This window comes from Streptomyces sp. NPDC049887 (genome assembly GCF_040656535.1).
Classification (GTDB): domain Bacteria; phylum Actinomycetota; class Actinomycetes; order Streptomycetales; family Streptomycetaceae; genus Streptomyces.
This window is the reverse complement of record NZ_JBFAMM010000006.1, coordinates 1-22203: the sequence shown is the minus strand read 5'-3', so window position 1 is coordinate 22203 and position 22203 is coordinate 1. Positions and strand designations below refer to the sequence as shown.

Here is a 22203-nt window from a genome sequence, read left to right as displayed (position 1 = left end):
CACCGCAAGCCGCCGCTCCGCGCGGTAGACGAGCGCTCCGCCGCGAGTGGCACCAGGGCCGTGCCGGAGTCGCGCCTCCGACCTGCCGACGGCAGGTCGGAGGTCGCCGGTCCGAGCATTTGTTACGCACGAGTAGGTGATCGCGGGGAGAATGGTGTGGCCGCGGGCGCGTGCCCACCGCCGGTCCCGCGGAACGGTGCGGAAGCGACTTGAGGAGGACGACCCGTGAGTGCTCTCTTCCCGGCCCTGGCGGCCGCTGCGGACGGCACGTCCGACGGTGTGCGGCACCGGCCCGCGCTGCGCTTCGGCGACCGGTCGCTGACGTACGGCGGGCTGGTCTCCGCCGCCGGGAGGACGGCGGAGCGGATCTCCGGAGCGGACCGGGTCGCGGTCTGGGCCACGCCCACGCTCGAGACGGCCGTCGGCGTGGTGGCCGCGCTGATCGCGGGGGTGCCCGCCGTACCGCTCAACCCGCGTACGGGAGAGCGGGAACTGGCCCACATCGTCGGGGACAGCGCGCCGCCGCTGGTGCTCGCGCGCCCGGGCGACGCGGTGCCGCCCGCACTGGCCGGGTCGGAGCGGATCGACGTCCAGGTGGCGGGGGCCGGGGACGAGCCGCCGGGCGGCTGCCGTGCACTGCCCGCCGAACCGGCCCCGGAGTCCCCGGCCCTGATCGTCTACACCTCCGGGACCACCGGCCCGCCGAAGGGCGCGGTGCTGCCGCGCCGGGCGATCGCGGCCACCCTGGACGCGCTGGCGGAAGCGTGGGCGTGGACCGGCGACGACGTCCTCGTCCAGGCGCTGCCGCTGTTCCATGTGCACGGGCTGGTCCTCGGCGTCCTCGGGCCGCTGCGGCGGGGCGGCTCGGTACGGCACCTCGGGAAGTTCTCGGCCGGCGGGGTGGGGCGGGAGCTCGCCGCGGGCGGGACGATGCTCTTCGGGGTGCCGACGATGTACCACCGGCTGGCGGAGGCGGTGGACGACGACCCCGAGCTGGCGAAGTCCCTCGCGGGCGCACGCCTGCTGGTGTCGGGTTCGGCGGCACTGCCCGTCCACGACCACGAGCGGCTGTTCGCGGCGACGGGCCGGCGGATCGTCGAGCGGTACGGGATGACCGAGACGCTGATGAACACGAGCGTCCGGGTGGACGGTGAGCCGTGCCCCGGATCGGTCGGTCTCCCGCTGCCGGGTGTGGAGCTGCGGCTGGTGGAAGAGGACGGGTCGGAGATCACGGGCCTGGACGGGGAGACGGTCGGCGAGATCCAGGTGAGGGGGCCGAACCTGTTCTCCGGCTATCTGAACCGCCCGGACGCGACCGCCGCGGCGTTCGACGGCGACTGGTTCCGCACGGGCGACATGGCGGTCCGGGCCCCGGACGGACAGGTGCGGATCGTGGGCCGCAAGGCGACCGACCTGATCAAGAGCGGCGGCTACAAGATCGGCGCCGGTGAGATCGAGAACGCGCTGCTGGAGCACCCGCGGGTGCGGGAGGCCGCCGTGACCGGCGAACCGGACGACGACCTGGGCGAGCGGGTCGTGGCGTGGGTGGTGCCCTCCGATCCCGCCGACCCGCCGTCCGACGACGAGTTGGCGGACCACGTCGCGTCCCAGCTCGCCCCGCACAAGCGGCCGCGCGCGGTCCGCTTCCTCGAGGCGCTGCCCCGCAACGACCTGGGCAAGATCATGAAGCGGGCCCTCCCCCATGGCTGACGGTCTCACGGCGCGGGAGGCTGCGGCCCTGGTCACCGACGTCTTCGAGGAGCACCCGGCGAGCGCGGACGCCCCTGTCACCGACGGTCCGTCCGCAGACGGCCCGCTCGGCGACGGACCGCTCGGGTGGGACGGATACGCGCAGTCGCGGGCGCGGGCCGCGGCACGCACCGGTGAGCGTGAGTCCGTCTTCTGGGGCACGGCGGACATCGGGGGCCGGCGCGCCGTGCTGGTCTCGTTCGAGTTCCGGTTCCTCGGCGGGTCGCTGGGCCGGCGGACCGGGGAACTGCTGGAGGGGGCGTACGCGCACGCCCGTGCCGAGCGGCTGCCGCTGGTGTCGCTGGTCGCGACGGGCGGCAGCAGGATGCAGGAGGGCATGGTCGCCCTGAGCCAGCTCCAGCGGGTGGCACGGGCGTCGGCGCTGACCCGCGCGGCCGGACTGCCGCAGCTCGCGGTGCTGCGCGACCCCGCCACCGGTGGCGGCTGGGCCACGCTCGGGGCGGGCGCGGACGTGGTCCTCGCGCTCCCGGGAGCGCAGGTCGGGTTCGCCGGGTCCCGGGTCAGGCCGCCGGACGCGGACCCCTCGGCGTACACGGCCGAGGGCCAGCTGGCCGCCGGGCAGATCGACGCGGTCGTCCCGCCGGACCGGCTGCGCCCGGCACTGTCGCTGTGGCTGCGGCTGCTCACGGGCGGAGCCACGGGGCCGGTGCCGGGCGGCGTGCCCGTCCCGCCGCCCCTCGCGCTCGACGGCGCGTACGGCGCGGCGGCCACCGGATGGGAGGCCGTGCGCCGGGCGCGGGCTCCGCACCGGCCGCGAGCGGGGGCGTATCTCGACGCCTGGTTCGACGAGCGGGCGGATCTTCACGGCGACCGGTGCGGCGGTACGGACCCCGGGATGATCTGCGGCTTCGGACTGCGGGAAGGGCGGGTCGTGGCGTACGCGGCCCAGGCCGGGACCGCGACCCGGCCTGCCGGATACCGCACGGCCGCGCGGCTGATCCGGCTGGCCGACCGGCTGGGGATCCCGGTGCTCACCCTCGTGGACACGCCCGGTGCCGCGAACGACGCCGAGGCCGAGCGGACCGGTGCCGGCGCGGCCATCGCCGACGTCTTCGCGGCGGTTGCGTCGGTGCGCGTCCCGGTGACGACCCTGGTGATAGGCGAGGGCGGTTCCGGTGGGGCGCTGGCGCTGGCGGCCCCGGCGAACACCTGGGTCACGCCCGACAGCTACTTCTCGGTCATCGCGCCCGAACTCGCCGCGGCGATCCTCAAGCGCGACCCGTCCCGGACACCGGCGACCGCGGACCAGCTCCGCCTGCGGCCGCGGGATCTCGTGGAGCTGGGGTTGGTGCGGGGCATCGTGGCCCGGGCCGAGTGAACCGAGCGACGCGGACGGCCGTGCGGACCGGGTGACGGCCGGGGGTTGGCGTGCCGTGCGGTCCGAGTTCCGCGCGGACCGCCCCCGCCGTGCGAGCGGCCCGGGAGTCCGGTCGCCACGTACGGTCCCTGTGCTCCGAGTGGTCCGTGGGGCCCACGAGCCATGAGGTGCGTCACAGCAACTTAGGCAACCCTTCCCTCGCGCGACGCCCCTCTGGTAGACGTGGCAGTCCGCCCGGAGGGGCCGCCGCACCACAGCAAGACCGGAAGTGTCGCCCATGGACCAGGACCGTTCGCCCGACCTCACCCCGTTCGAGATCGACCTGACCTTCGAGGAGGCCCGGCGCCGGGCCGAGGTGGTGGCCGCGCTGGGGCCGGACTGGGACCCCGTGGCGGCGCTGGAGGGCGAGGAGGCCGCGTACGCGCTGCTCTACTCCGGTCTCGACGCCGGGCAGCAGCGGACGTACGACATGCTCGTCGCCGCCGGTGTCCTTCCGGAAAGGGGCCCGGGCCGTGCGCCTTCCCATTGATCCGCAGGCCGACATCGCCCGCCGTGCCTGGCTGCCCTGCCCCGCCTGCGACGACGCGCGGGACTGCGGCCCCTGCGCGGACCGGCGCAACTGTGCGGAGCACTGGCGCTATCTGATCTCCAACGAGGGCGCGGTGGTCCATCTGCAGTGCCCCGGCTGCACCCATATGTGGTCGGTCGACACCCGCCGCCGCGCGAAGCGCCCCGCCGGGGACCCGCCGCCCTGCTGATCCCGCGGCCGCGGAACCCGGCAGCGCCGGCGGAGGGCAGGATCCGCGAATCCGCGGGGGAATATGACACAGCTATATGGATGACGAGTAGTCAGCAATCCGGTGACCGCCCGGATGTCGGACCGTCGCGCCACCCCGGAGCTGCTAGCTGTAAGCGCCGAACCCGTTGACGTTCCGGAAGAAGACCGGTGAAGGCCGGTCGATCTCCGACGACTTCCTCAAGAAAGGTCTGGGATGCCCAAGATCTTCGGCGCTGCTCTGCTCGTCCTCGCACTCGCGGCCGCCCCGTCGGCCACCGCGGTCGCCGGCACGACCGCCCAGTCCGGTCAGACCGGCGGTCAGACCACCGGCCGGTACATCGTGACGCTCGAGCACACCCCCGCGGCCGAGAGCGCCGACGCCGCCGTGAACGCGGCCGTCGGGCGGGCGTCGTCCATGGGCGCCGTGGTGGTGCACGTCTACCGGCACGCCCTGCAGGGCTACGCGGCGTCGATGACCGCGGCCACGGCGGCCGAGCTCGCGGACGAGCCGGGAGTCCGGTCCGTAGAGCCCGACCTTCCGGTGCGGATCGCCGCCCAGACGGTGCCGACCGGGGTGGACCGGGTGGAGGCCGACCTCAGCCCGACCGCCGCGATCGACGGCAACGACACCCGGGTCGACGCCGACGTGGCGGTCATCGACACCGGTATCGACGCGGACCACCCGGATCTCAACGTGTACGAGGCCGGGGGCAAGAACTGCTGGCTGCCGTTCCTTCCGCCCACGGACATGCACGGGCACGGCACCCATGTGGCCGGCACGATCGGCGCCCTCGACAACGGCACGGGAGTGGTCGGCGTCGCACCGGGCGTACGGCTCTGGCCGGTCCAGGTGCTCAGCCCGTTCGGTTCCGGCAGCACCTCGAACGTCATCTGCGGCATCGACCACGTCACCCAGCACGCCGACGAGATCGACGTCGTCAACATGAGCCTGGGCGGCTCGGGCAAGGACGACGGCAACTGCGGCAAGACCAACAACGACGCCATGCACCAGGCGATCTGCAACTCGGTGGCGAAGGGAGTCACCTACGCCGTAGCCGCCGGCAACGACCACACCGACGCGGCCGGCATCGTCCCGGCCGCCTACGACGAGGTGATCACGGTCAGCGCGCTTGCCGACTTCGACGGCAAGCCGGGCGGTCTCGGCAGCCCCACCTGCCGCACGGACCGGGACGACACCTTCGCCGACTTCTCCAACTACGGGCGCGACGTGGACCTGATCGCCCCCGGCGTGTGCATCCGCTCCACCTTCAGGAACGGCGGCTACTCCACCCTTTCCGGCACCTCCATGGCAGCCCCGCACGTCGCGGGCGGCGCGGCCCTCTACCGGGCCACGCACCCCGCCGCCTCCCCCGCCGAGGTCAAGTCGGCCCTGGTGACGGCGGGCGGCACGGACTGGACCTGGCCGTCGGAGGACGGTGACGGCATCAAGGAGCCCCTGCTCCGGCTCCGTTCGTTCTGACCCCGACCGGTCCCGCCGAGCGGGCGGTCCCGCCTCCGGGACTCACGGCGTCGGCCGGCGGGCGTCGTAGCGCAGGAAGCCGCGACCGCGCAGCGCCAGGAGGGCGACGGCGAGGACGCAGGCGAGACCGCCGCCGGTGACGGCGACGGCCGGCGAGGTGACGTCGGCGACCGACCCGGCGAGGAAGTCGCCGAGGCGGGGGCCGCCCGCCACGACGACGACGAAGACTCCCTGCAGGCGGCCGCGCATCTCGTCCGGCGCGGCCGCCTGCAGCATGGTGTTGCGGAAGACCATGGAGACCGTGTCGGCCCATCCGGCGACCGCGAGGAACAGCAGCCCGAGCCAGAGGTTCCGGGTCAGGCCGAACACGGCGATCGCGGTACCCCACGCGGCCACGGCGAGCAGGATCGCCGCCCCGTGCCGCCGGATGCGCCCCGTCCAGCCGGAGAACACCCCGCCGAGCAGCGCGCCGACGGCGGGCGCGGCGACGAGCAGGCCCGTCGTACGGGCGTCCCCGCCGTACCAGAGCCCGGCCACGGCCGGGAAGAGCGCGCGCGGATGGGCGAGGATCATCGCGCAGAAGTCGGAGAAGAACGTCATGCGGATGTTCGGCCGGGTGGCGAGGAAGCGCAGCCCGTCGAGCACGGACGCACGGCCGCCCTTCGCGCGGTCACGGTCGGGCAGCATCGACGGCAACCGCCACATCGCGTACAGCGCGGCTCCGAACGCGGCGAAGTCGATGACGTACGCGGCCTGGTAGCCGCCGTAGCCGACGATCAGCCCGCCCAGCATCGGGCCGATCAGCATGCCGGACGTCATCGTCATGGAGGAGAGCGCGTTGGCGGCGGGCAGCTGCCCGGGCGGCAGCAGCCTCGGGATCATCGCGCTTCGGGCGGGCGAGTTGAGCGCGGCGCACACGGCCTGGAGCGCGACGACGCCGTACAGGAACCAGACGTGGTGGAAACCCGCGAACGCGGCCGCGGCGAGCGCTGCCGACAGCCCGGCGGAACCCGCCGCACTCCACAGCCCCAGCACCCGCCGGTCCACGGTGTCGGCGACGGCGCCGCCGTACAGGCCGAAGACGATCAACGGGACGAGGGAGAAGAGGCCGACGAGCCCGACGGAGAAGGTCGAGCGCGTGATGTCGTACACCTGGAGCGAGATCGCCAGCGTGGTCATGCCCTGGCCGATCCAGGAGACAGTGTTGCCGAGCCAGAGCCGCCGGTAGTGGGCGGAGAGGCGCAGCGGTGTGAGGTCGGCGAGGATGCGGGGTCCCCGGGCGGGGGTGCCGGTGGCGGTCACCGGGGGACGGTCGTGCGGCGGCGGGCGGCTATCGGCGGCATGGCGGAAGTATATTGACGCATCCTGGCGAGCCCCTTACAGAGCGGTCGGGCCGCTCACAGCGCGGGCAGGCCGCACGAATCCCGGTGGGCCGGGCCGGGCCCCGTGAACCCTGCGGGCTTCATCGCCGTCAGAACCCTGACGACGCCGGGGCGGCCGCACGGGTACCGGAAGCCCCGGGGGGTGGGCTTGTGGGGCGCGGGCTCACCGGGTACGTCCCCCGGTGAACCCGTCACCGCCCCGGTGCGCTCAGCGGCCGCCGGAGACCCGCAGGACCGTCCCCGTCGTGAACGAGGCGTCGTCCGAGAGCAGCCAGGAGACGGCCCCGGCGATCTCGGACGGCTCTCCCGGCCGGCCGAGCGGGGTCACCGCGGCCACCTTCCGGGGCCGGTCGGGATCGCCCATGGCCGCGTGCATGTCGGTGTTGGCGGTGCCCGGGGCGACGGCGTTGACGCGGATGCCCTGCGGGCCTAGTTCCTTGGCCAGGCCGACGGTCAGGGCGTCGGTCGCCGCCTTCGTCGCCGCGTAGTGGACGTACTCCCCGGGTGCGCCGAGCGTCGCGGCGGCCGAGGAGATGTTGACGATGGCGCCGGAACCGTGCGCGGCCATGTCACGGGCGGCGCGCCGGCAGCACAGCAGACAGCCCAGCAGGTTCACGTCGATGACCCGGCGCAGGTCCTCGGTGCGGGCGTCGGCCAGCCGACCGAGCGGGCCGGTGACGCCTGCGTTGTTCACCAGCCCGGTCACGGCGCCGAGTTCCGCCGCCGCGATGTCGAACAACCGCTCGACCGCCGTCTCGTCGGAGGTGTCCGCCCGTACGGTGACGCAGCGCGCGCCGGTGGTGCGCACGGCCCGCGCGACCTCCTCGGCGGCCGCCGCGTTGCTGACGTACCCGAGGGCCAGGTCGTGGCCGTCGGCGGCCAGCCGGACGCAGGTGGCCGCGCCGATGCCACGGCTCCCGCCCGTGACGACGGTGACCGGACGCCCCATCTGGCACCTCCCTGGCTCGCTCCTGCCCGCGCCGGACGTCGTGCGGGCCTTCCGGGGGCCACTCCATCACAGCCGGGGGAAGGCGCGGGTGCGCGGGAGCGGGTGCGCGGGTGCGTACAGGTGCGCAGGTTGCGGGCCAACCCGGGTAGGCGCAGGGTGAACAGGCGCAGGGTTAACCGGTGCGTGGACGCACCACGGACCCGAGAGGACACCGATCCTGATGAGCAAGCACAACGCCAAGGCGCGGCAGATCAAGGGCAAGCTGAAGGAGACCCTCGGGAAGACCATGGGCGACAAGTCCATGCAGCGCTCGGGCCGGAGCGACATGCTGCGCGGCAAGGCGCAGGAGATGGCGGAGAAGGCGGCCGACCAGGTGCGCAGGCACACCAGGCACCACTGAGACATCCGGCCGGCTCCGGGATCCTGCGCGGTCAGCCGATCCGCAGGACCGGCAGGCGCACGTCGTCCTCCAGGCCGGCAGCGGTGTGGGCCGAGACCAGGTCGCCGACGGTCTCCTGCGGCGACAGCGGCCCTTCGCGCGCCAGGCCGCGGACGAGGCCGTCGAGCGATTCCCCGACGTCCTCGTCGCGCCCCGCGATCAGGCCGCCGGTGCAGAGGAGCGGGAGGTCGTCCGGCTCCAGCGGCGCGGTGGCGGTCCGGTGCGCGCAGCCGGGAATCCGCCCGAGCAGGGGTCCGGCACGGCCGCCCGGAAGGAGCGCGGCCCGGCGCCCCGGCGCAGTACCGGCGGCGAGCGGCCCGGCTGCACGGCCAGTGCGGAGCTCGGCGCTCGATGAACCCGACCACGGCGGTGGAGCCCCGCGGATCGGCCCACCGGGGCGGGACCTTCGGGGAGGTCAGTTGAGGGCCAGGACCTCCCGGGCGGCACGCTCTCCGGAGCGCACCGCGCCCTCCATCAGCCCGTGCATCTGCGTCGCGGTCTCCGTGCCCGCCCAGTGGATCCGGCCGACCGGCTCGCGCAGCGCACGACCGTAGCCGGTGAGTGCCCCGGGCGGGAAGTGGCCGATCATCCCGCCCGCGGACCAAGCCTGCGCGGACCAGTCGGTCTCCAGGTGCCCCAGGGGATGCAGGGCCTCCGGGCCGAACCGTTCCGCGAGCGCGTGCAGCCACACGTCCCGGCGCTCCTTGGGGTCCAGGCGGCCGAGCCGTACGGCCCCGGGCCCGAAGGCGTAGCTGCTCAGCACCCCTGGCCCGTCCCCGGGTGGGGTCTGGTCGATGGTCACGGGGACGGCCGACAGGGGCGCGAGCGTCTGCCCGGACAGGCGCTGGCCGCGCCAGAACGGCTCGGGGTACGAGGTGTGGACGCGGATGATCGAGCCGGGCGTCATCCGCTGCCGCAGATGGACCGCGGCGGGCGGCAGCGCCGGCTCGAACAGGATGCGCCCGGTGAGCACCGGCGGTACGGCGACGATGACCCGGCGCGCCCGTACCGTCAGCGCGTCGGTGCTCACCTCGGCGTCGTTCCCGTTCTGGACGATCCGGCGGACCGGACTGGCCAGGCGTACGGCGTCGCCGAGCCCTTCGGCCATCCGTCGGGCCAGCTCCGGGGTCCCGCCGTCGAGGAGATGCGTCTCGGTCCTGCCGCTGTCGGTGTAGTAGTCGAACCCTCCGCCGCCCCGTGCCAGGACCAGCGCGCCCAGCAGGGAGACCTCGGCGGGGTCGGTGCAGAACAGCAGGCTCATGGTCGCCTTCAGCACGGTGTGCGCCGTGCCGGAGGGCACATTGAGCGGATCGGCGAGCCACTGCCCGAGCGTGCGGGCGTCGAGCGTCCGCGCGTGAGGGGCCAGCCAGGGGGCGTCGGCGGGGAGCCGGCGCGCCATCGCGTTCAGCCGCGCGAAGGCCAGTCCCAGGGAGGCGAGCGTCGCCGGACCGGCCTTGGGGATGCTTCCCCGGTAGCGGTGGTCGACGCCGTCGAGGCGCAGGACGTGGTCGCCGTCACCGTACTGCGGATACGCCCGGAGACCGTACTCCCGGGCGAGCCGGAACATCCTCGCCTGGCCTTCCCCGAGCCAGGTCCCGCCCGCGGAGACGACGGTGCCGTCGGGCAGTTCGCGGTTCCACACCCGGCCGCCCACGCGGTCCCGGGCTTCGAGCACGATCACCTCCCGGCCCGCGTGCGCCAGGTTCCGCGCGGCCGCCAGACCCGCGAATCCGGCACCGACCACACACACGTCCGCCGTCGCCTGCTCCATGAGGGCACCTCCACGGGGCAGCCTCACCCGCCGGGGCCGCCGGCGCTCGGTGGGTGAACCGCCCGTGCGGCACTTGGGGCCGTCCGGGCGACACACCGCCCACCCGGTCGGCGACCGGACCGGGCGGTGGGGCGGACTGTCTCAGGACGGGCCCTGTCACATCTCCGGCGCCCGCGCCTACGGCTCTGCACGCGGTGCGGGCGGTGGCTGCGTGCTGCCACGCACACCCGCCCGGCGCGGGGGCCCGTGCCCTCGTCCGGACCGGGCACCCGGCCGGCACGGGACCTCAACGGCCCCCACCGGCAGGGAAGTTACCCGTGCCACGTTTGCGCCGACGGTTGAACACCCGCTCGCGGGCCCTCGTTGACCCCGGTAACCGGTGACCCACCCAGACCGCCGAGTGAGCGAGGTCCGCACATGCCGAGGTTCCTTCCGCACCGCACCCGGCTCCGCCCGGCGTCCGCGAGCCGCCGCCGGGCGCGTCCGGCGGCCCAGGGCTCCCGCCCGCGACCCGCGTACTAGATCGGTCGCGCCCATGGACTACTGCGTTCCCTGCCACCGCACACTCAACGGCGCCGTGACGTGCCCCGAATGCGGTGCGTACGACCCCGCGATGGCCGGCGCGGACGGGATTCCGCCGGTCGCCACGCCGATGGCGGAGACCGGCCCCGACGAGGAGACGGCAACCGGCGGGTCCCCCGCCGCCGCCTCCGCCCCCGCGCATGCCGCTCCCCCGGCCGCGGCCGGAACGGCCGCGCCGCCGAGTCCCACGGCGGCGGCACATGTGACCACGGCCGACGCCCACCGGGCCGCGGCCCATGCGGCCGACCCCCACCGCCCCCGGCCACGGCGGTGGAGGACATACGGCGGCCGGACTCTCGCCGCCGCCGCCTTCGCGGTGCTGGGCGGCCTGGGCACGTCCTCGCTGCTGGCCGACGGCTCCGCCGGCCTCCCACTGGCCGCGCCGAGCCCGGAACTGCCGTCCCCCGACGGTCCCCGGGAACACGGCACCGCACGGCCGGCGGCCTCGGCCGCACCGGAGCGTCCGGCCACCCACCCCGCCAGGGGGGCCGCCCGGGAACGCGACGGCGCTGCGCCCGGACGCCCCCGCACCACGACCCCCGCCGCCCCGGAACCCCCGGCCGCCCCCACCCCGGAACCCGCCCCGGACACGGCTCCTCCGCCGGTGACCGCAGGGCCGAGCGTCCGCCCCTCCACCGGCCGCCCGGCCCCGTCGCCCTCGCCGACGGTTCCCGCCTCACCGAGCCCCAGCGGCAGTACGGGCGCCTCGCCCACGGGCAGCCCGACCCCCGGCACCACGGAGGTGCCGGTGACGGAGGCACTGCCCAAGCGGGTGCCGCTCCCGGCGAGCGTGGGCCGGAGTGTCGTCGGCGGTGCCGCGCTCACCGGGAGATGACCGGTCGGCGGGCCCGGGCCGCGGCGGGAGAGCGGGCCGGCGTGCGGGAGCTGACCGTTCGCGCGGGCCTCGTCGGAGGCGCCGTCCGTGGCCAGGCGGGCGGCGGGGGCGCCCTCCGCCCGCCTGACCACGGCTCCTGACCGATGCCTTCCGGCCGTGGTCCTCCCGCTCCCCCTCCCGGGGATCCACGACCGGCAGTGTGCGCCTCCGCAGCCCGCTCCGAGGGCCCGGACCTGATCGGTCCGAGAGGAGCGCGCTCACGGAGTGCCCGGAGGGGAGGAGGCGCGGTGGTCCCTCGCCGCCCGGTCGGCAGCGAGGAACCGCCTACTGCGTCAGGCCCGGCCGGTCAGACGCTCGCGCAGACCGCGTAGACGCTGACGCCGACGCTGGAGTAGCCGTCCTGCCGGCCGAGTCCGATCCAGCCGCGCCCGTCGTCGGTCGGGAAGCTGCCGACCAGCACCGCGCCGTTGCCCTGGGCTTCGGCACCACCGGCGATGACCTTCTTGCCCGTCGGGCAGAAGACGGTCCGGCGCTGGAAGTTGGGCACGTTGGCGTTGGGGAGCTTGACGATCTGATACCCGTCCACCGCGGCCGGAGCCTTGGCCACCGCAGCCGGAGCCTTGGCCACCGCGGTCTCGGCGGTGGTCGCCTGGGCGGCCCATCCGGCGCCTGAGACGAGGGCCAGTGCCAGCGCGCCCGCGCCGATCGCCTGCTTGCCTCGCATGCATGTGTCCTTTCGTCCGTGGAACCCCGGGAGTGGGAGTTCCCTCGGCGATCAGCATTGCTGCACCAATCGGCACAGTGGATGCGTTTTCCTGGCAAACAACTCAATGGAGCGAACCGGGGGCATAGAGGGCGCTCACCTCACGGGAACCCACCCAGCGCCACCACCGAGGACCTGGAAGAAGGGGCTGGAGAAGCCGAACAGCTCCGCGATCGGCTCGACGGGTGCACCGCACAACCCCATGCACGTCACCGGCCCGGTGCCGGCACCTCGTCCAACACCCGGACTCGGGAACGCCCACACAGGGGGACACCGCATGCCCCTGCCGGGTGATGTGCGCGCAGAAGTACCGGATCTGCGTTCGCCGCCGGCGCCGGTGCCCGGTGGCGGTCAGGATCCACCTCGGCCGGGCGATCCGATCGACGGTCCCGCGATGGCCGGGGAGGCCGCACCGGGACGGATGTTCTTGTTGAGGTGGAAGGCGTTGTCGGGGTCGTACGCGGCCTTTACGTCGGCCAGTCGACGGTATACGCGCTCGCCGTACGCCTCCCGCAAGCGGCTGGTGCCGTCGTCGGCGTCGAGGAAGTTGACATAGACGCTGCCGACGCGGTGCGGCTGGAGAGCGTGCAGGAACCGCCGCGCCCATGCGGTCTCGGCCGCGGCCCGCTCACCGGACTCCCCGGGGAGCCATACGGCATCGATGTTGATGTTGTGGGCCACGTCACGAGCGGCGTAGGCGGTGGCGTCGTGCGCGACCCGGGCGACGGCGCCGCCCATGTGGAACAGCACCGAGTACGAGCGGGGCGAGCCGGCCGCGTAGGCGTGGTCGGCGATGACCGTGACGGCGTGGTCGGAGAGGCCGGTCAGGTCCGTGGCCTTCCAGTAGTAGTTCCAGCCGTGCGGGACGGTGTCGTCGGTGCTGCTCTGATGGGCCGTGTACGGCTTCGGCGCGACCAGGTCCACGAGCGGCCTCCCGAACCGGCGGAGGGCCCGCACCGCCCGCTCGCCGTCCTCGACCGCGCCGGCGTGGCAGCAGACAACGGCGACGGCCGGCCGCCAGTGCAGTTCCTCGGGGATGGCCGGCAGCGGGGGAACGGTACCGAGCCTGACGACGGTGCCGAGTCCGTCGGGTGCCTCCACAGCGAAGTCCCGGTAGAAGCGCAGCACGTCACCGGTGTCGTCGGCCGCCCAGAAGACCGGTCCCGCGAGCACGGTCGGGCCGACGGGGTGCAGCGCGAACCGGAACGAGGTGACGACGCCGAAGTTACCGCCGCCGCCGCGCAGCGCCCAGAACAGATCGGGGTGGTCGTCGGCGGACGCCCGCACCACACCGCCGTCGGCGGTGACCACCTCGGCGGCCAGCAGGCTGTCGACGGTGAGCCCGTACTTGCGCATCAGGAAACCGATACCACCGCCGAGGGTCAGCCCGGCAACGCCCGTGTGGCTCACGATCCCGCCGGTGGTGGCCAGACCGTGGGCCTGCGCCTCGTGGTCGACGTCGCCCCACAGCGCACCGCCCTGCACCCGGGCCGTACGGCCGGCCGGGTCGACCCGTACCGAGCGCATCGCCGAGAGGTCGATGACGATCCCCTCGTCGCACACCGCGGTGCCGGCCACGTTGTGCCCCCCGCCCCGCACCGCGATCTCCAGGTCGTGGTCGCGGGCGAAGCGCACGGCCGCGACCACGTCGGCGGCCCCGCCGCACCGGGCGATCAGCCGGGGGCGCCGGTCGACGGCCCCGTTCCACACCGCGCGCGCGGAATCGTAGTCGGCGTGGCGGGCGGTGATCAGTCGGCCCCGGAACCCGTCGATCTCCATGGCGATCGCCTCCTCGGTCGGTACGGCCGACGTGCTCGCCGGTCGTGCCGCCACCTCCTGGTGCCCCGACATCCATCGCACCACCGTGGTGTCGCGGTCGTGAAGTCAGGAATCTGGACTTCCGGGCCGGGAGAGGGGTGGGAGACTGGTGTCGTGCGGAGCTACGGCCAGTACTGCCCCATAGCCCGCGGCGCCGAGATCTTCGCCGAACGCTGGACGCCGTTGATCATCCGCAACCTGCACCTGGGCTGCGGCAGCTTCGGCGAGATCCTGGAAGGCGCGCCCGGGCTGTCCCGCACCCTGCTCTCCCAGCGGCTCAGGCAACTCGAGCGGCTGGGCATCGTCAGCTCGTGCCCCAAACCCGGCGGACGCGGACGTCACTACGAACTCACGCCCGCGGGCCACGACCTCTTCAAGGTCTGCGTGTCGCTCGGCGAGTGGGGGGCGACCTGGCTCGAGATCGCCCCCGAGCACCTCGATCCCTTCGTGGCGCTGTGGTCGATGTGCAAGATGCTCCGCCGGGACCGGCTGCCGGATCGACGCGTCGTCATCCGCTTCGATTTCACCGGCCGCACCCGCGGCGAACGGTACTGGCTGCTGATCGAGCGCGGCGACACCGAGATCTGCAAGACGTACCCCGGAGTCGACGAGGACCTTTACATCACGGCGGAAGCCGAGGCCTTCGTCCAATGGCACGCGGGCCGGCAGACCTGGGCCGAAGCCGTCCGCGACCGCCGCATCCAGCTCCACGGCCCTTCCTGGCTCGTACGCGCCTTCCCCACCTGGAACGCCCGCAGCGCCTTCGCCCGCGTCAGGCCGGTCCCCCGAGCCGCGGCGGGCACGGCGGCCTGACGTGTCCGGGGCGTCGTCGAGCACAGGCGACGATGACGCACCGGGAGGACGGGTCACGTCCGTACCGCGTACAACTCCCGCTTCCCCGTGCTGAACCGGGCGAGGGCGTCCGGCAGCGGGGCCACGCCGATGCCCGGGGCGGTCGGTACGGTCAGGTGGCCGTCCTGCAGGACGAACGGTTCGGTGATGTCCTCGGCGAAGTACCGGCCGGAGGCGGAGGTGTCGCCCGGCAGGGTGAAGCCCGGGAGCGCGGCGAGCGCCAGGTTGGGGGCGCGGCCGATGCCCGTCTCCAGCATTCCGCCGCACCACACCGGCACGCCGTGGGCGGTCGCCACGTCGTGGATGCGGCGGGCTTCCGAATAGCCGCCGACGCGGGCCGGTTTGACGTTGACCACCCGGCAGGCGTCCATCGCGAGCGCGGACGCGGTGTCGCGCGCGGAGTGGATCGACTCGTCGAGGCAGACCGGAGTGGCCAGGCGCCTCTGGAGCCGGGCATGGGCGTGCAGGTTGTTCTCCTCCAGCGGCTCCTCGATCAGCAGCAGCCCGAACTCGTCGAGCCGCTTGAGATGTTCGGCGTCCGCGAGGGTGTAGGCGGTGTTGGCGTCCACCTGGAGCGGGAGTCCGTCGCCGAAGCGGTCGCGCACGGCGCGCACCGGCTCGACGTCCCAGCCCGGCTCGATCTTCAGCTTGACACGGACGTAGCCCTCGGCGAGGTACCGCTCTACCTCGTCGAGCAGTTCGGGCACGGATTCCTTGATGCCGACCGACACTCCGGCGGGCACCCTTTCGCGGACCGAGCCGAGAAACGTCGCGAGTGACATCCCGTACGCGCGCAGTTCGGCGTCCAGCAGGGCGGTTTCCAGGGCCGCCTTGGCGAGTTCGTGGCCCTTGACGGAGGCCAGGGCCGGGGCGACGGCGGCGGTCGTCGGTTCGGGCAGGGCGGCGACGCGGGGCAGCAGGAAGTCCCGGATGACGATCTCCGCTCCGGCGACGAACTCCGAGCAGTACAGCGGCTGCGGATCGGCGGCGAATTCGGACCAGCCCTCCGCCTCGTCGGTCACCACATGCAACAGGAAGGTGTCCTTGCTGGTCATCGTCCCGAACGAGGTGCGGAACGGGGTGACGAGCGGGATGGCGACATGGAGCAGTTCGACGCGTTCGAGCTTCATTCCTGCTCCTCGGAGGGGGATGCGGAGGTGTCTGCGGAGGTGTCTGCGGAGAGGGGTGCGGAAGGGGAGGCGGATGTGGAAGGGGTGGGGGACGCGGAGGGCGGGGCGGATGCGGAGGGGGCGCACGCGGTCGGGGAGGCGGCCTTGCGAGAGGTGCTCCCGCGCTCGGTCTGCGCGGCGGTGATCGCGGCGGTCCCGGAGCCGGTCCCCACCGCCGTGGGTCCGGTGGACGGGCAGCGGGCCAGCAGGTACCAGCCGTCGCGGGACATCGCCGTCGGGCGCAGGCCCTCGGCGTACGCCTCGGTGAACACCTCGCGCACGGCGTAGCGCCACCGGAGGGCGAGCGCCGGGTCGGCGGCCCGCAGCGCGACGACGTCCTCCGGTACGCGGCACCACATCCGGTCCTCGCCGCGCAGGGCGAGCGGGCCGCCGTCCGGTGCCCGGCGCACGGCCTCGGCGGCGGAGCGGCCGTCGGCGGGGTCGTCCTTCCGCGGGGTTCCGGCCACCAGGTCCCACACGACGGTCAGCCGGTCGCTCTCGTCGCCGTTGTTCACGCCGTCGCTCATCGGTCCGTAGAAGTCGGCCAGGTACTCGCCTCCGACGGCGCCCAGCCTGACCAGGTTGAAGCGGGCGTTGCGGCCGACCAGCGGGTCGAAGGTCCAGCGCATGGTGGTCGCGCCGCGCTCCAGCGCCCACAGCCGCTGCGCCTGCTTGATCGCGAAGCCCACACCGCGGCCGGACGCGCTCGCAGCGGCCACGAACGAGTACACGTCACGCTCGCCAGGTGGCCCGAACACCGCCACCGCCGCACCGGCCGGACGCACGCCCGACGACCGCGCGGAGTACGCCGCGTGCACCGCGCCGCCGGCGTGCACCAGGCTGTGCAGCACCTCCGGGGGGTAGGGCGGGGTGGCGCGCGGCATCTGCCACACATCGGCGAGGAAGTCGGCCACGGCATGGATGCCGGACACGTCGTGCACGGTACGGACCGTGACGCCGGCGGCACGGGCCGCGGCGCCGGCCTCCCGGGCGACGTCGGCGGCTGCACCCGCGGTGGAGGCCCTTCCCCCGGGCCCGCGGGCGGCCTCATCCGTCGTGGGGGCTCCTCCCCCGGTGCTCAGGGCCGCTTCGCCGCCGGTGCGGATCGGGTCCCCGGCGAGGGGGCGCGCGTCCGGCGTACCGTTCGCCGCCGCGGACCCGGCGGCGGAGCTCGTCACAGGTGTCATGCCCTTGAGTCTCCAAGGCCCCATCCCGTCATCCGTTGTCGTCCGGCACAATGAACGGGGTGACCCCTGTTGTGATCGGCCAAGGACCGCGACGCTCGCCGGCCGGTAGAAAGCGGAATGGGCCGATCGTCCCCAAGTGACCGCCCGCACCGGAAGAGCCCGCCCCGCCCATGGACGTCTGCACCCTCGAGGACCTGCTCGGCACCCTCGGCGAACCCGTGTTCCGCGTGCTCGCCGCCCCGGCCGACCTCACAACACCCGTCTCGGAGATCCTGCTGCACGACGTCCGGAGCCCGTTCCCGCGCAGCGCGCCCGGCGCCCTGCTGCTGGCGGTCGGGGCGCGAGCGGGCGACCTGGGGCCGCTGGCGCGCGATGCCGCGGCGGCCGGGATGGCCGGACTCGTGGTGCGCGCCGGGGACGGGCGACCCGACACCGTGGCGGCGGCGGAGGCCCAGGGACTCGCACTGCTCGCCGTCGACGACGACGCCGCCTGGCACCACGTCCATCTGCTGCTCGCGTCCGCGGTCGGCTCCCGGCCCGGCCCGGCGGGCGGCGGGGCCGCCTTCGGGGACCTGTTCGCACTGGCCAACGCGCTGGCCGTGGCCGTGGGCGGCGCGACCGTCGTCGAGGACGCCCACCAGCGCATCCTGGCCTACTCCACCGTCCCCGGGCAGGCCGTGGACGAGGTCCGGCGGCGAGGCATCCTGGGCCGCCAGGTGCCGAGCAGCCCCGAGAACACCGAGCAGTACCGAGCCCTGTTCGCCGCACCCGGACCCCTGCGCCTCACCGCGCTCGAGGGCGGTGAGCTGCCGCGGCTCGCCGTCGCGATCCGCGCGGGTGGCGAGACTCTGGGGTCGGTGTGGGTCGTCGACGACGGGCAGCTCGGCCCCGGCGCCGAGGAGGCGCTGACCCGGGGGGCGTCCACGGCCGCCCTCCTCCTGATGCGGGCGCGGGCGAGCGCGGAGCTCTCCCGGCATCTGGCCGGTGACCTGCTGCGCCGGCTCCTGGACGGCACCGCCGACCCCGCGGGCGCCGCTCACCGCCTCGGCCTCGCCGCCGACACACCGGTCCGGGTCGCGGCCTTCGCCCTCGACGCCGCGGTGTCCGCGCCCGACGGGGAACAGACGGCGCAGCGGCTGCTGGACAGCGTACGGCTCCAGTGCGAGGCGCGGTACGGATGGCATGCGTGCGTGCTGGTGGACGGGACGGTGTACGCGCTGCTGCCGGTTGCCGGACCCGGGGGACCACCCGCCCGAACCGAGCCGAAGGCCCGGAGCGGTGCGGCGCGGCACCGGCGGCTCGTCGAGGACATCGTGCGGCGCGCGGGCCGGGCACTGCGGGTGCCGGTGCGGGCGGGGCTGGGCGACGTGGTCGCGGACCTGGCCGCGGTGCGCGGCTCACGCGACGACGCCGACCTCGTGCTGCGGGTGCTCGGGCCGGACGAGGACGTCGCCGCGGTGACCGAGGTACGCGCCCGTGTCACCCTGCTGCGGCTGCGGGAGCTGATCGGCGCACAGCGGGAGTTGACTGCGGGGACCTGGCGCGAGGTCCTGGAGTACGACAGCGCGCACGGCACCGACTACGCCAGGACCCTGGTGTGCTGGCTGGACGCCGGATGCGACACGGCGCGGGCGGCGAAGCTGCTCGATGTGCACCCCAACACCTGCCGGTACCGCCTCAGACAGGCACAGCAGCACGTCGGCCTCGATCTCGCCGACCCGGACGAGCGGCTGGTGCTGTGGCTGCAACTGCGCACACTCGGGGGCCTGCGGGGCGCCGGCCGTGAGTGAAACCCCTCCCCGCGGCAGGCCGCGGGGAGGGGTGCACCGGCCGGCGCCCGGGGCACGACGTCCGGCGCGCACCCCGGGCCGGGCACGGCCGGCGTGCCGGGGCGGACGGCGGCACCTGCGGTCCACGGGCCGGGCACACATTGCCTCGCCGTAGCGCCCGGCCGCTCAACCGGACGATCGCTCCGGCCCTCTACGGCATCGCCGTGCGCATCCTCCGCCCCTTTACGCTCCGCCCCTTTACGGCACAGCCGCGCACCTTCCACGCCCCATTGCGGCACAGCACGGCTCCACCGCCCCCTACGGCACAGCCGCACAGTCGTGCCAGCCCTCTACGGCACCGCCGCTCAGCCAGCCCGCGAGCCGTGCCTCGCACTCCCGCAGCTGCCCGACGGGCACGTACTCCCCGGCGGTGTGCGCCAGGGCCGGGTCGCCGGGGCCGTAGTTGAGCGCGGGCGTGCCGAGCGCGGCGAAGCGGGCGACATCGGTCCAGCCCAGCTTGGGGCGGGGGGTCGCGCCCAGTACCTCGACGAGCGCGGCGACCGGTCCCTGTCCGAGACCGGGCAGGGCTCCCGGCACGACCTCGGTCACCTCGACCTCGTACTCGGGGAACAGCCCGCGCAGATACGCCTCGGCCTGCCCGGCCGAACGACTGGGCGCGAAACGCAGGTTGACCGTGATCACACAGGTGTCCGGGACGACGTTCTCGGCGACGCCCGCACGGACGGCGACCGCGTTCAGCCCCTCGCGGTACTCCAGGCCGTCGATGACGATCCGCTCGGCGGTGTGGTCGTCGAGGCGCCGGAGCACGGCGGCCGCTCGATGCGCGGCGTTGACGCCCCTCCAGGAGCGGGCGGTGTGCGCCCGCTCCCCGCGTACCGTGATGTCCGCGTTCAGGACGCCCTGGCAGCCCGCCTCGACGCCCGCGTCGGACGGCTCCATCAGGATCGCCAGATCCGCCTTCAGCAGGTCGGGGCGTTCGGCGGCGATCCGGTTCAGGCCGTTGCGGTCGCCGGAGAGCTCCTCGCACTCGTAGAAGACGTATGTGACGTCGCGTACCGGTGCGGTGAGAGTGGCCGCGAGGCGCAGGGCGACGGCGACGCCGCCCTTCATGTCGCACGCCCCGAGCCCGTGGAGCAGGCCACCCTCCAGCCGGGAGGGCAGATTCCCCGCGGCCGGGACGGTGTCCAGGTGGCCGGCGACGACGACCCTTTCGGCGCGGCCCGCTTCGGTGCGGGCCACGACGGAGTTGCCGATGCGGTCGACCGTCAGATGCGCGCAGGCGCTCAGGGCGGCCTCCACGGCGTCGGCGAGGGCGGCCTCGTCGCCGCTCTCGGACGGGACGTCCACCAGGGCCCGGGTGAGCTCCACTATGTCGGCGGCCGGATTCAGCGGGGTCATGCGGCGGTCTCCTGCTGCGGGTCGGGCCGGTTCAGCCGGGAGTGCCTGATGCCGTAGAGGGCGTAGATCGCGAACCCGGCCGCCATCCACAGACCGAACGCGATCCAGGTGTCGGAGCCCAGCCCCCACATCACATAGCCGCAGCACAGCACACCCAGCACGCAGGTCACCGGCGCGAGCGGCACCCGGAAGCCGCGCGGTGCCTCCGGGCTGCGCCGGCGCAGGATCAGCACGGCGCAGTTGACCAGCGCGAACGCGAACAGGGTGCCGATGCTGGTGGCGTCGGCGAGGGCGCCGAGCGGCACCAGCGCGGCGAGCACCATGACGAACGAGGACACGATGACGGTGTTGGCGCGGGGCACCCCGGTCCTCGGGTGGACCCTGGCGAACAGTGACGGCACCAGCCCGTCGCGCGCCATCGAGAACAGGATGCGGGTCTGCCCGTACTGCACGGCGAGGACGACGCTCGTGGTGGCGACGACCGCGCCGACCGACAGCAGGATCGGCCACAGGGTGCCGCCGCCGACCGAGCGGACCAGCACCTCGCTGAGCGTGGCCTCGGTACCCGCGAACTCCCGCCACGGCATCGCGCCGACCGCCGCGACCGCCACCGCGCAGTACAGCGCGGTGATCAGCCCGAGGGAGAGGAGGATGGCGCGCGGCAGGTCGCGCTGCGGGTTCTTCGCCTCCTCACCGGCCGTCGACGCTGCGTCGAAGCCGATGTACGAGAAGAACAACGTGGCGGCGCCCGCGCTCACGCCCGCCATGCCGAGCGGGAACAGGGGCTGGAAGTTCCCGGCGCGGAACGCGGTGAAGGCGACGGCGCAGAACATCAGCAGGGCGGCCACCTTCACCGCCACCATGACCGTGTTGACGACGGCGCTCTCGCGGGCCCCGCGCAGCAGCACCACCATGGCGAGGACGACGATCGCGGCGGCGGGGACGTTCAGCACGCCGCCCGCGCCGGGCGGTCCGGACAGCGACTCGGGCAGCGGCCGGCCGACGGTGAGCTCCAGCAGCTCGTTCACGTACTGGCCCCAGCCGACCGCGACGGCGGCGACCGAGACGCCGTACTCCAGCACCAGACACCAGCCGCAGACCCATGCGACCAGCTCGCCCAGCGTGGCGTAGGTGTAGCTGTACGAGGACCCGGCGCCCGGGATCATGCCCGCCAGCTCGGCGTAGGACAGCGCGGAGAACAGTGCGGTGATCCCGGCGAGCACGAAGGAGACCACGACAGCGGGGCCCGCCTCGGGCACCGCTTGACCGAGGACCACGAAGATCCCGGTTCCGAGGGTGGCGCCCACGCTGAGCAGCGTGAGCTGGGTGAGCCCCATCGTCCGGCGCAGCTCACCACCGTGGGCCTCGGCGACCAGATCGGCCACGTCCCGCCGCCGTGTCAGTCTGTTCACGGTCCCGACCTCACCCGCGGGTCTCGGCGGGCTCGTCCGCACAGCGTCCATCGCGTCACTCCTCTCACAGCTCCCGTTCCGGCCCTTGATGATGCGGAACGAAGGTGCGGGGAGGGGTGTGCGCTCCGGCCAAGACAGCGGGGCGTGCTTTGTCCTTCCGGCCAATGCAGGACTCGAAGGTGGAGGCGTCCGAGGGCCGCGGGCCGGGACGGCACGCGGAACCGCCCCACAGGCACCGGCCAGACACCACTGCGGCCGCACCCGCAGCCCCGCCTCACCCGCAGCCCCGCCTCAGCCGCACCCGGCACCCGGCACCCGAAGCACGGCGGCAGGCCGAGGCACGGCGCCCGGCCGGACGGCCCGCGCCGCCGCGCCGCTGCACCGCCGCGCCCCGGCCGCCGGACGGCCGCGCGGAGGGGGGGTGCCTCTATGTTTTTCGTCAAGCTGTGCGGGGGCTTCTCGGTTCGTAGAAGGTTCCGTCGCGGAGCATGGCGAACAGGACGCTGATGC

19 protein-coding genes are annotated in these 22203 nt (G+C 74.2%); 9 read left to right on the top strand and 10 right to left on the bottom strand.

The annotated features are described in order from the left end of the window. Positions 1-225: 225 nt before the first annotated feature. The 5 genes from AB0J10_RS09295 (at position 226) to AB0J10_RS09275 (ending at position 5346) form a co-directional block, all read left to right on the top strand. Complete coding sequence (locus AB0J10_RS09295; protein ID WP_363059477.1) at positions 226-1710, top strand: acyl-CoA synthetase; 1485 nt, start codon at positions 226-228, stop codon at positions 1708-1710. Continuing rightward, positions 1703-3088 (top strand): carboxyl transferase domain-containing protein, encoded by a 1386-nt coding sequence (locus AB0J10_RS09290; RefSeq protein WP_363059475.1) that lies wholly within the window; start codon positions 1703-1705, stop codon positions 3086-3088. The genes AB0J10_RS09295 and AB0J10_RS09290 overlap by 8 nt, the downstream gene beginning before the upstream one ends. A 277-nt stretch (positions 3089-3365) precedes the next feature. Next, positions 3366-3617, top strand: a complete 252-nt coding sequence (locus AB0J10_RS09285; RefSeq protein ID WP_363059473.1) for a DUF6400 family protein — start codon at positions 3366-3368, stop codon at positions 3615-3617. After that, positions 3601-3846, top strand: coding sequence for a hypothetical protein (locus AB0J10_RS09280; protein ID WP_363059471.1), 246 nt, complete (start codon positions 3601-3603; stop codon positions 3844-3846). The genes AB0J10_RS09285 and AB0J10_RS09280 overlap by 17 nt, the downstream gene beginning before the upstream one ends. A 234-nt stretch (positions 3847-4080) precedes the next feature. Next, complete coding sequence (locus tag AB0J10_RS09275; protein WP_363059469.1) at positions 4081-5346, top strand: S8 family peptidase; 1266 nt, start codon at positions 4081-4083, stop codon at positions 5344-5346. A gap of 42 nt (positions 5347-5388) precedes the next feature. Here AB0J10_RS09275 and AB0J10_RS09270 read toward each other — a convergent pair whose 3' ends face one another. Next, a complete protein-coding gene (locus AB0J10_RS09270) occupies positions 5389-6648 on the bottom strand; it encodes an MFS transporter (RefSeq protein ID WP_363059467.1) in 1260 nt (419 codons plus the stop codon). 288 nt (positions 6649-6936) lie between these two features. Continuing rightward, a complete protein-coding gene (locus tag AB0J10_RS09265; protein ID WP_363059465.1) occupies positions 6937-7677 on the bottom strand; it encodes an SDR family oxidoreductase in 741 nt (246 codons plus the stop codon). A gap of 220 nt (positions 7678-7897) precedes the next feature. On the opposite strand from AB0J10_RS09265, the gene AB0J10_RS09260 reads away from it, so the two are divergent. Then, on the top strand, positions 7898-8077 hold the full coding sequence (locus AB0J10_RS09260) for a CsbD family protein (RefSeq protein WP_138055446.1): 180 nt from the start codon (positions 7898-7900) through the stop codon (positions 8075-8077). Between the two features lie 31 nt (positions 8078-8108). Here the strand turns inward: AB0J10_RS09260 and AB0J10_RS09255 are convergent, their stop codons facing one another. Then, positions 8109-8354 carry a hypothetical protein gene (locus AB0J10_RS09255; protein WP_363059956.1) on the bottom strand — a complete coding sequence of 82 codons (246 nt, stop codon included), beginning with the start codon at positions 8352-8354 and terminating at the stop codon, positions 8109-8111. 177 nt (positions 8355-8531) lie between these two features. After that, on the bottom strand, positions 8532-9887 hold the full coding sequence (locus AB0J10_RS09250; RefSeq protein WP_363059463.1) for an NAD(P)/FAD-dependent oxidoreductase: 1356 nt from the start codon (positions 9885-9887) through the stop codon (positions 8532-8534). Positions 9888-10422: 535 nt separating this feature from the next. Between AB0J10_RS09250 and AB0J10_RS09245 the strand changes: the two genes are divergently transcribed. Continuing rightward, a complete protein-coding gene (locus AB0J10_RS09245) occupies positions 10423-11304 on the top strand; it encodes a hypothetical protein (RefSeq protein WP_363059461.1) in 882 nt (293 codons plus the stop codon). A gap of 346 nt (positions 11305-11650) precedes the next feature. On the opposite strand, the gene AB0J10_RS09240 is transcribed toward AB0J10_RS09245, so the two are convergent. After that, entirely contained in the window at positions 11651-12028 is a 378-nt protein-coding gene (locus tag AB0J10_RS09240) for a hypothetical protein (RefSeq protein WP_363059459.1), read from the bottom strand. A 390-nt stretch (positions 12029-12418) separates the two neighbouring features. Then, a complete protein-coding gene (locus AB0J10_RS09235) occupies positions 12419-13918 on the bottom strand; it encodes an FAD-binding oxidoreductase (protein ID WP_363059457.1) in 1500 nt (499 codons plus the stop codon). Between the two features lie 81 nt (positions 13919-13999). Between AB0J10_RS09235 and AB0J10_RS09230 the strand changes: the two genes are divergently transcribed. Continuing rightward, positions 14000-14698 carry a helix-turn-helix domain-containing protein gene (locus AB0J10_RS09230; protein WP_363059455.1) on the top strand — a complete coding sequence of 233 codons (699 nt, stop codon included), beginning with the start codon at positions 14000-14002 and terminating at the stop codon, positions 14696-14698. A gap of 53 nt (positions 14699-14751) precedes the next feature. On the opposite strand, the gene menC is transcribed toward AB0J10_RS09230, so the two are convergent. Together menC and AB0J10_RS09220 are read right to left on the bottom strand one after the other, a co-directional pair. Further along, complete coding sequence (gene menC / locus AB0J10_RS09225; RefSeq protein WP_363059453.1) at positions 14752-15867, bottom strand: o-succinylbenzoate synthase; 1116 nt, start codon at positions 15865-15867, stop codon at positions 14752-14754. Next, on the bottom strand, positions 15864-17093 hold the full coding sequence (locus tag AB0J10_RS09220) for a hypothetical protein (protein ID WP_363059451.1): 1230 nt from the start codon (positions 17091-17093) through the stop codon (positions 15864-15866). Before AB0J10_RS09220 ends, menC begins: the two co-directional genes overlap by 4 nt. A 170-nt stretch (positions 17094-17263) precedes the next feature. Between AB0J10_RS09220 and AB0J10_RS09215 the strand changes: the two genes are divergently transcribed. Then, entirely contained in the window at positions 17264-18883 is a 1620-nt protein-coding gene (locus AB0J10_RS09215; RefSeq protein ID WP_363059449.1) for a helix-turn-helix domain-containing protein, read from the top strand. A gap of 297 nt (positions 18884-19180) precedes the next feature. On the opposite strand, the gene dapE is transcribed toward AB0J10_RS09215, so the two are convergent. Next, positions 19181-20281 carry a succinyl-diaminopimelate desuccinylase gene (gene dapE, locus AB0J10_RS09210; protein WP_363059447.1) on the bottom strand — a complete coding sequence of 367 codons (1101 nt, stop codon included), beginning with the start codon at positions 20279-20281 and terminating at the stop codon, positions 19181-19183. Continuing rightward, the gene (locus AB0J10_RS09205; protein ID WP_363059445.1) at positions 20278-21744 is read right to left on the bottom strand and encodes an amino acid permease; all 1467 of its coding nucleotides are present in this window, start codon (positions 21742-21744) and stop codon (positions 20278-20280) included. Before AB0J10_RS09205 ends, dapE begins: the two co-directional genes overlap by 4 nt. Positions 21745-22203: the final 459 nt, after the last annotated feature.

Coding starts and splice junctions, on each gene's coding strand:
- AB0J10_RS09290 (WP_363059475.1), top strand. CDS start 1,703: ATGGCTGACGGTCTCACGGCGCGGGAGGCTGCGGCCCTGGTCACCGAC.
- AB0J10_RS09285 (WP_363059473.1), top strand. CDS start 3,366: ATGGACCAGGACCGTTCGCCCGACCTCACCCCGTTCGAGATCGACCTG.
- AB0J10_RS09275 (WP_363059469.1), top strand. CDS start 4,081: ATGCCCAAGATCTTCGGCGCTGCTCTGCTCGTCCTCGCACTCGCGGCC.
- AB0J10_RS09265 (WP_363059465.1), bottom strand. CDS start 7,677: ATGGGGCGTCCGGTCACCGTCGTCACGGGCGGGAGCCGTGGCATCGGC.
- AB0J10_RS09260 (WP_138055446.1), top strand. CDS start 7,898: ATGAGCAAGCACAACGCCAAGGCGCGGCAGATCAAGGGCAAGCTGAAG.
- AB0J10_RS09250 (WP_363059463.1), bottom strand. CDS start 9,887: ATGGAGCAGGCGACGGCGGACGTGTGTGTGGTCGGTGCCGGATTCGCG.
- AB0J10_RS09245 (WP_363059461.1), top strand. CDS start 10,423: ATGGACTACTGCGTTCCCTGCCACCGCACACTCAACGGCGCCGTGACG.
- AB0J10_RS09240 (WP_363059459.1), bottom strand. CDS start 12,028: ATGCGAGGCAAGCAGGCGATCGGCGCGGGCGCGCTGGCACTGGCCCTC.
- AB0J10_RS09235 (WP_363059457.1), bottom strand. CDS start 13,918: ATGTCGGGGCACCAGGAGGTGGCGGCACGACCGGCGAGCACGTCGGCC.
- menC (WP_363059453.1), bottom strand. CDS start 15,867: ATGAAGCTCGAACGCGTCGAACTGCTCCATGTCGCCATCCCGCTCGTC.
- AB0J10_RS09220 (WP_363059451.1), bottom strand. CDS start 17,093: ATGACACCTGTGACGAGCTCCGCCGCCGGGTCCGCGGCGGCGAACGGT.
- AB0J10_RS09215 (WP_363059449.1), top strand. CDS start 17,264: ATGGACGTCTGCACCCTCGAGGACCTGCTCGGCACCCTCGGCGAACCC.
- dapE (WP_363059447.1), bottom strand. CDS start 20,281: ATGACCCCGCTGAATCCGGCCGCCGACATAGTGGAGCTCACCCGGGCC.
- AB0J10_RS09205 (WP_363059445.1), bottom strand. CDS start 21,744: ATGGACGCTGTGCGGACGAGCCCGCCGAGACCCGCGGGTGAGGTCGGG.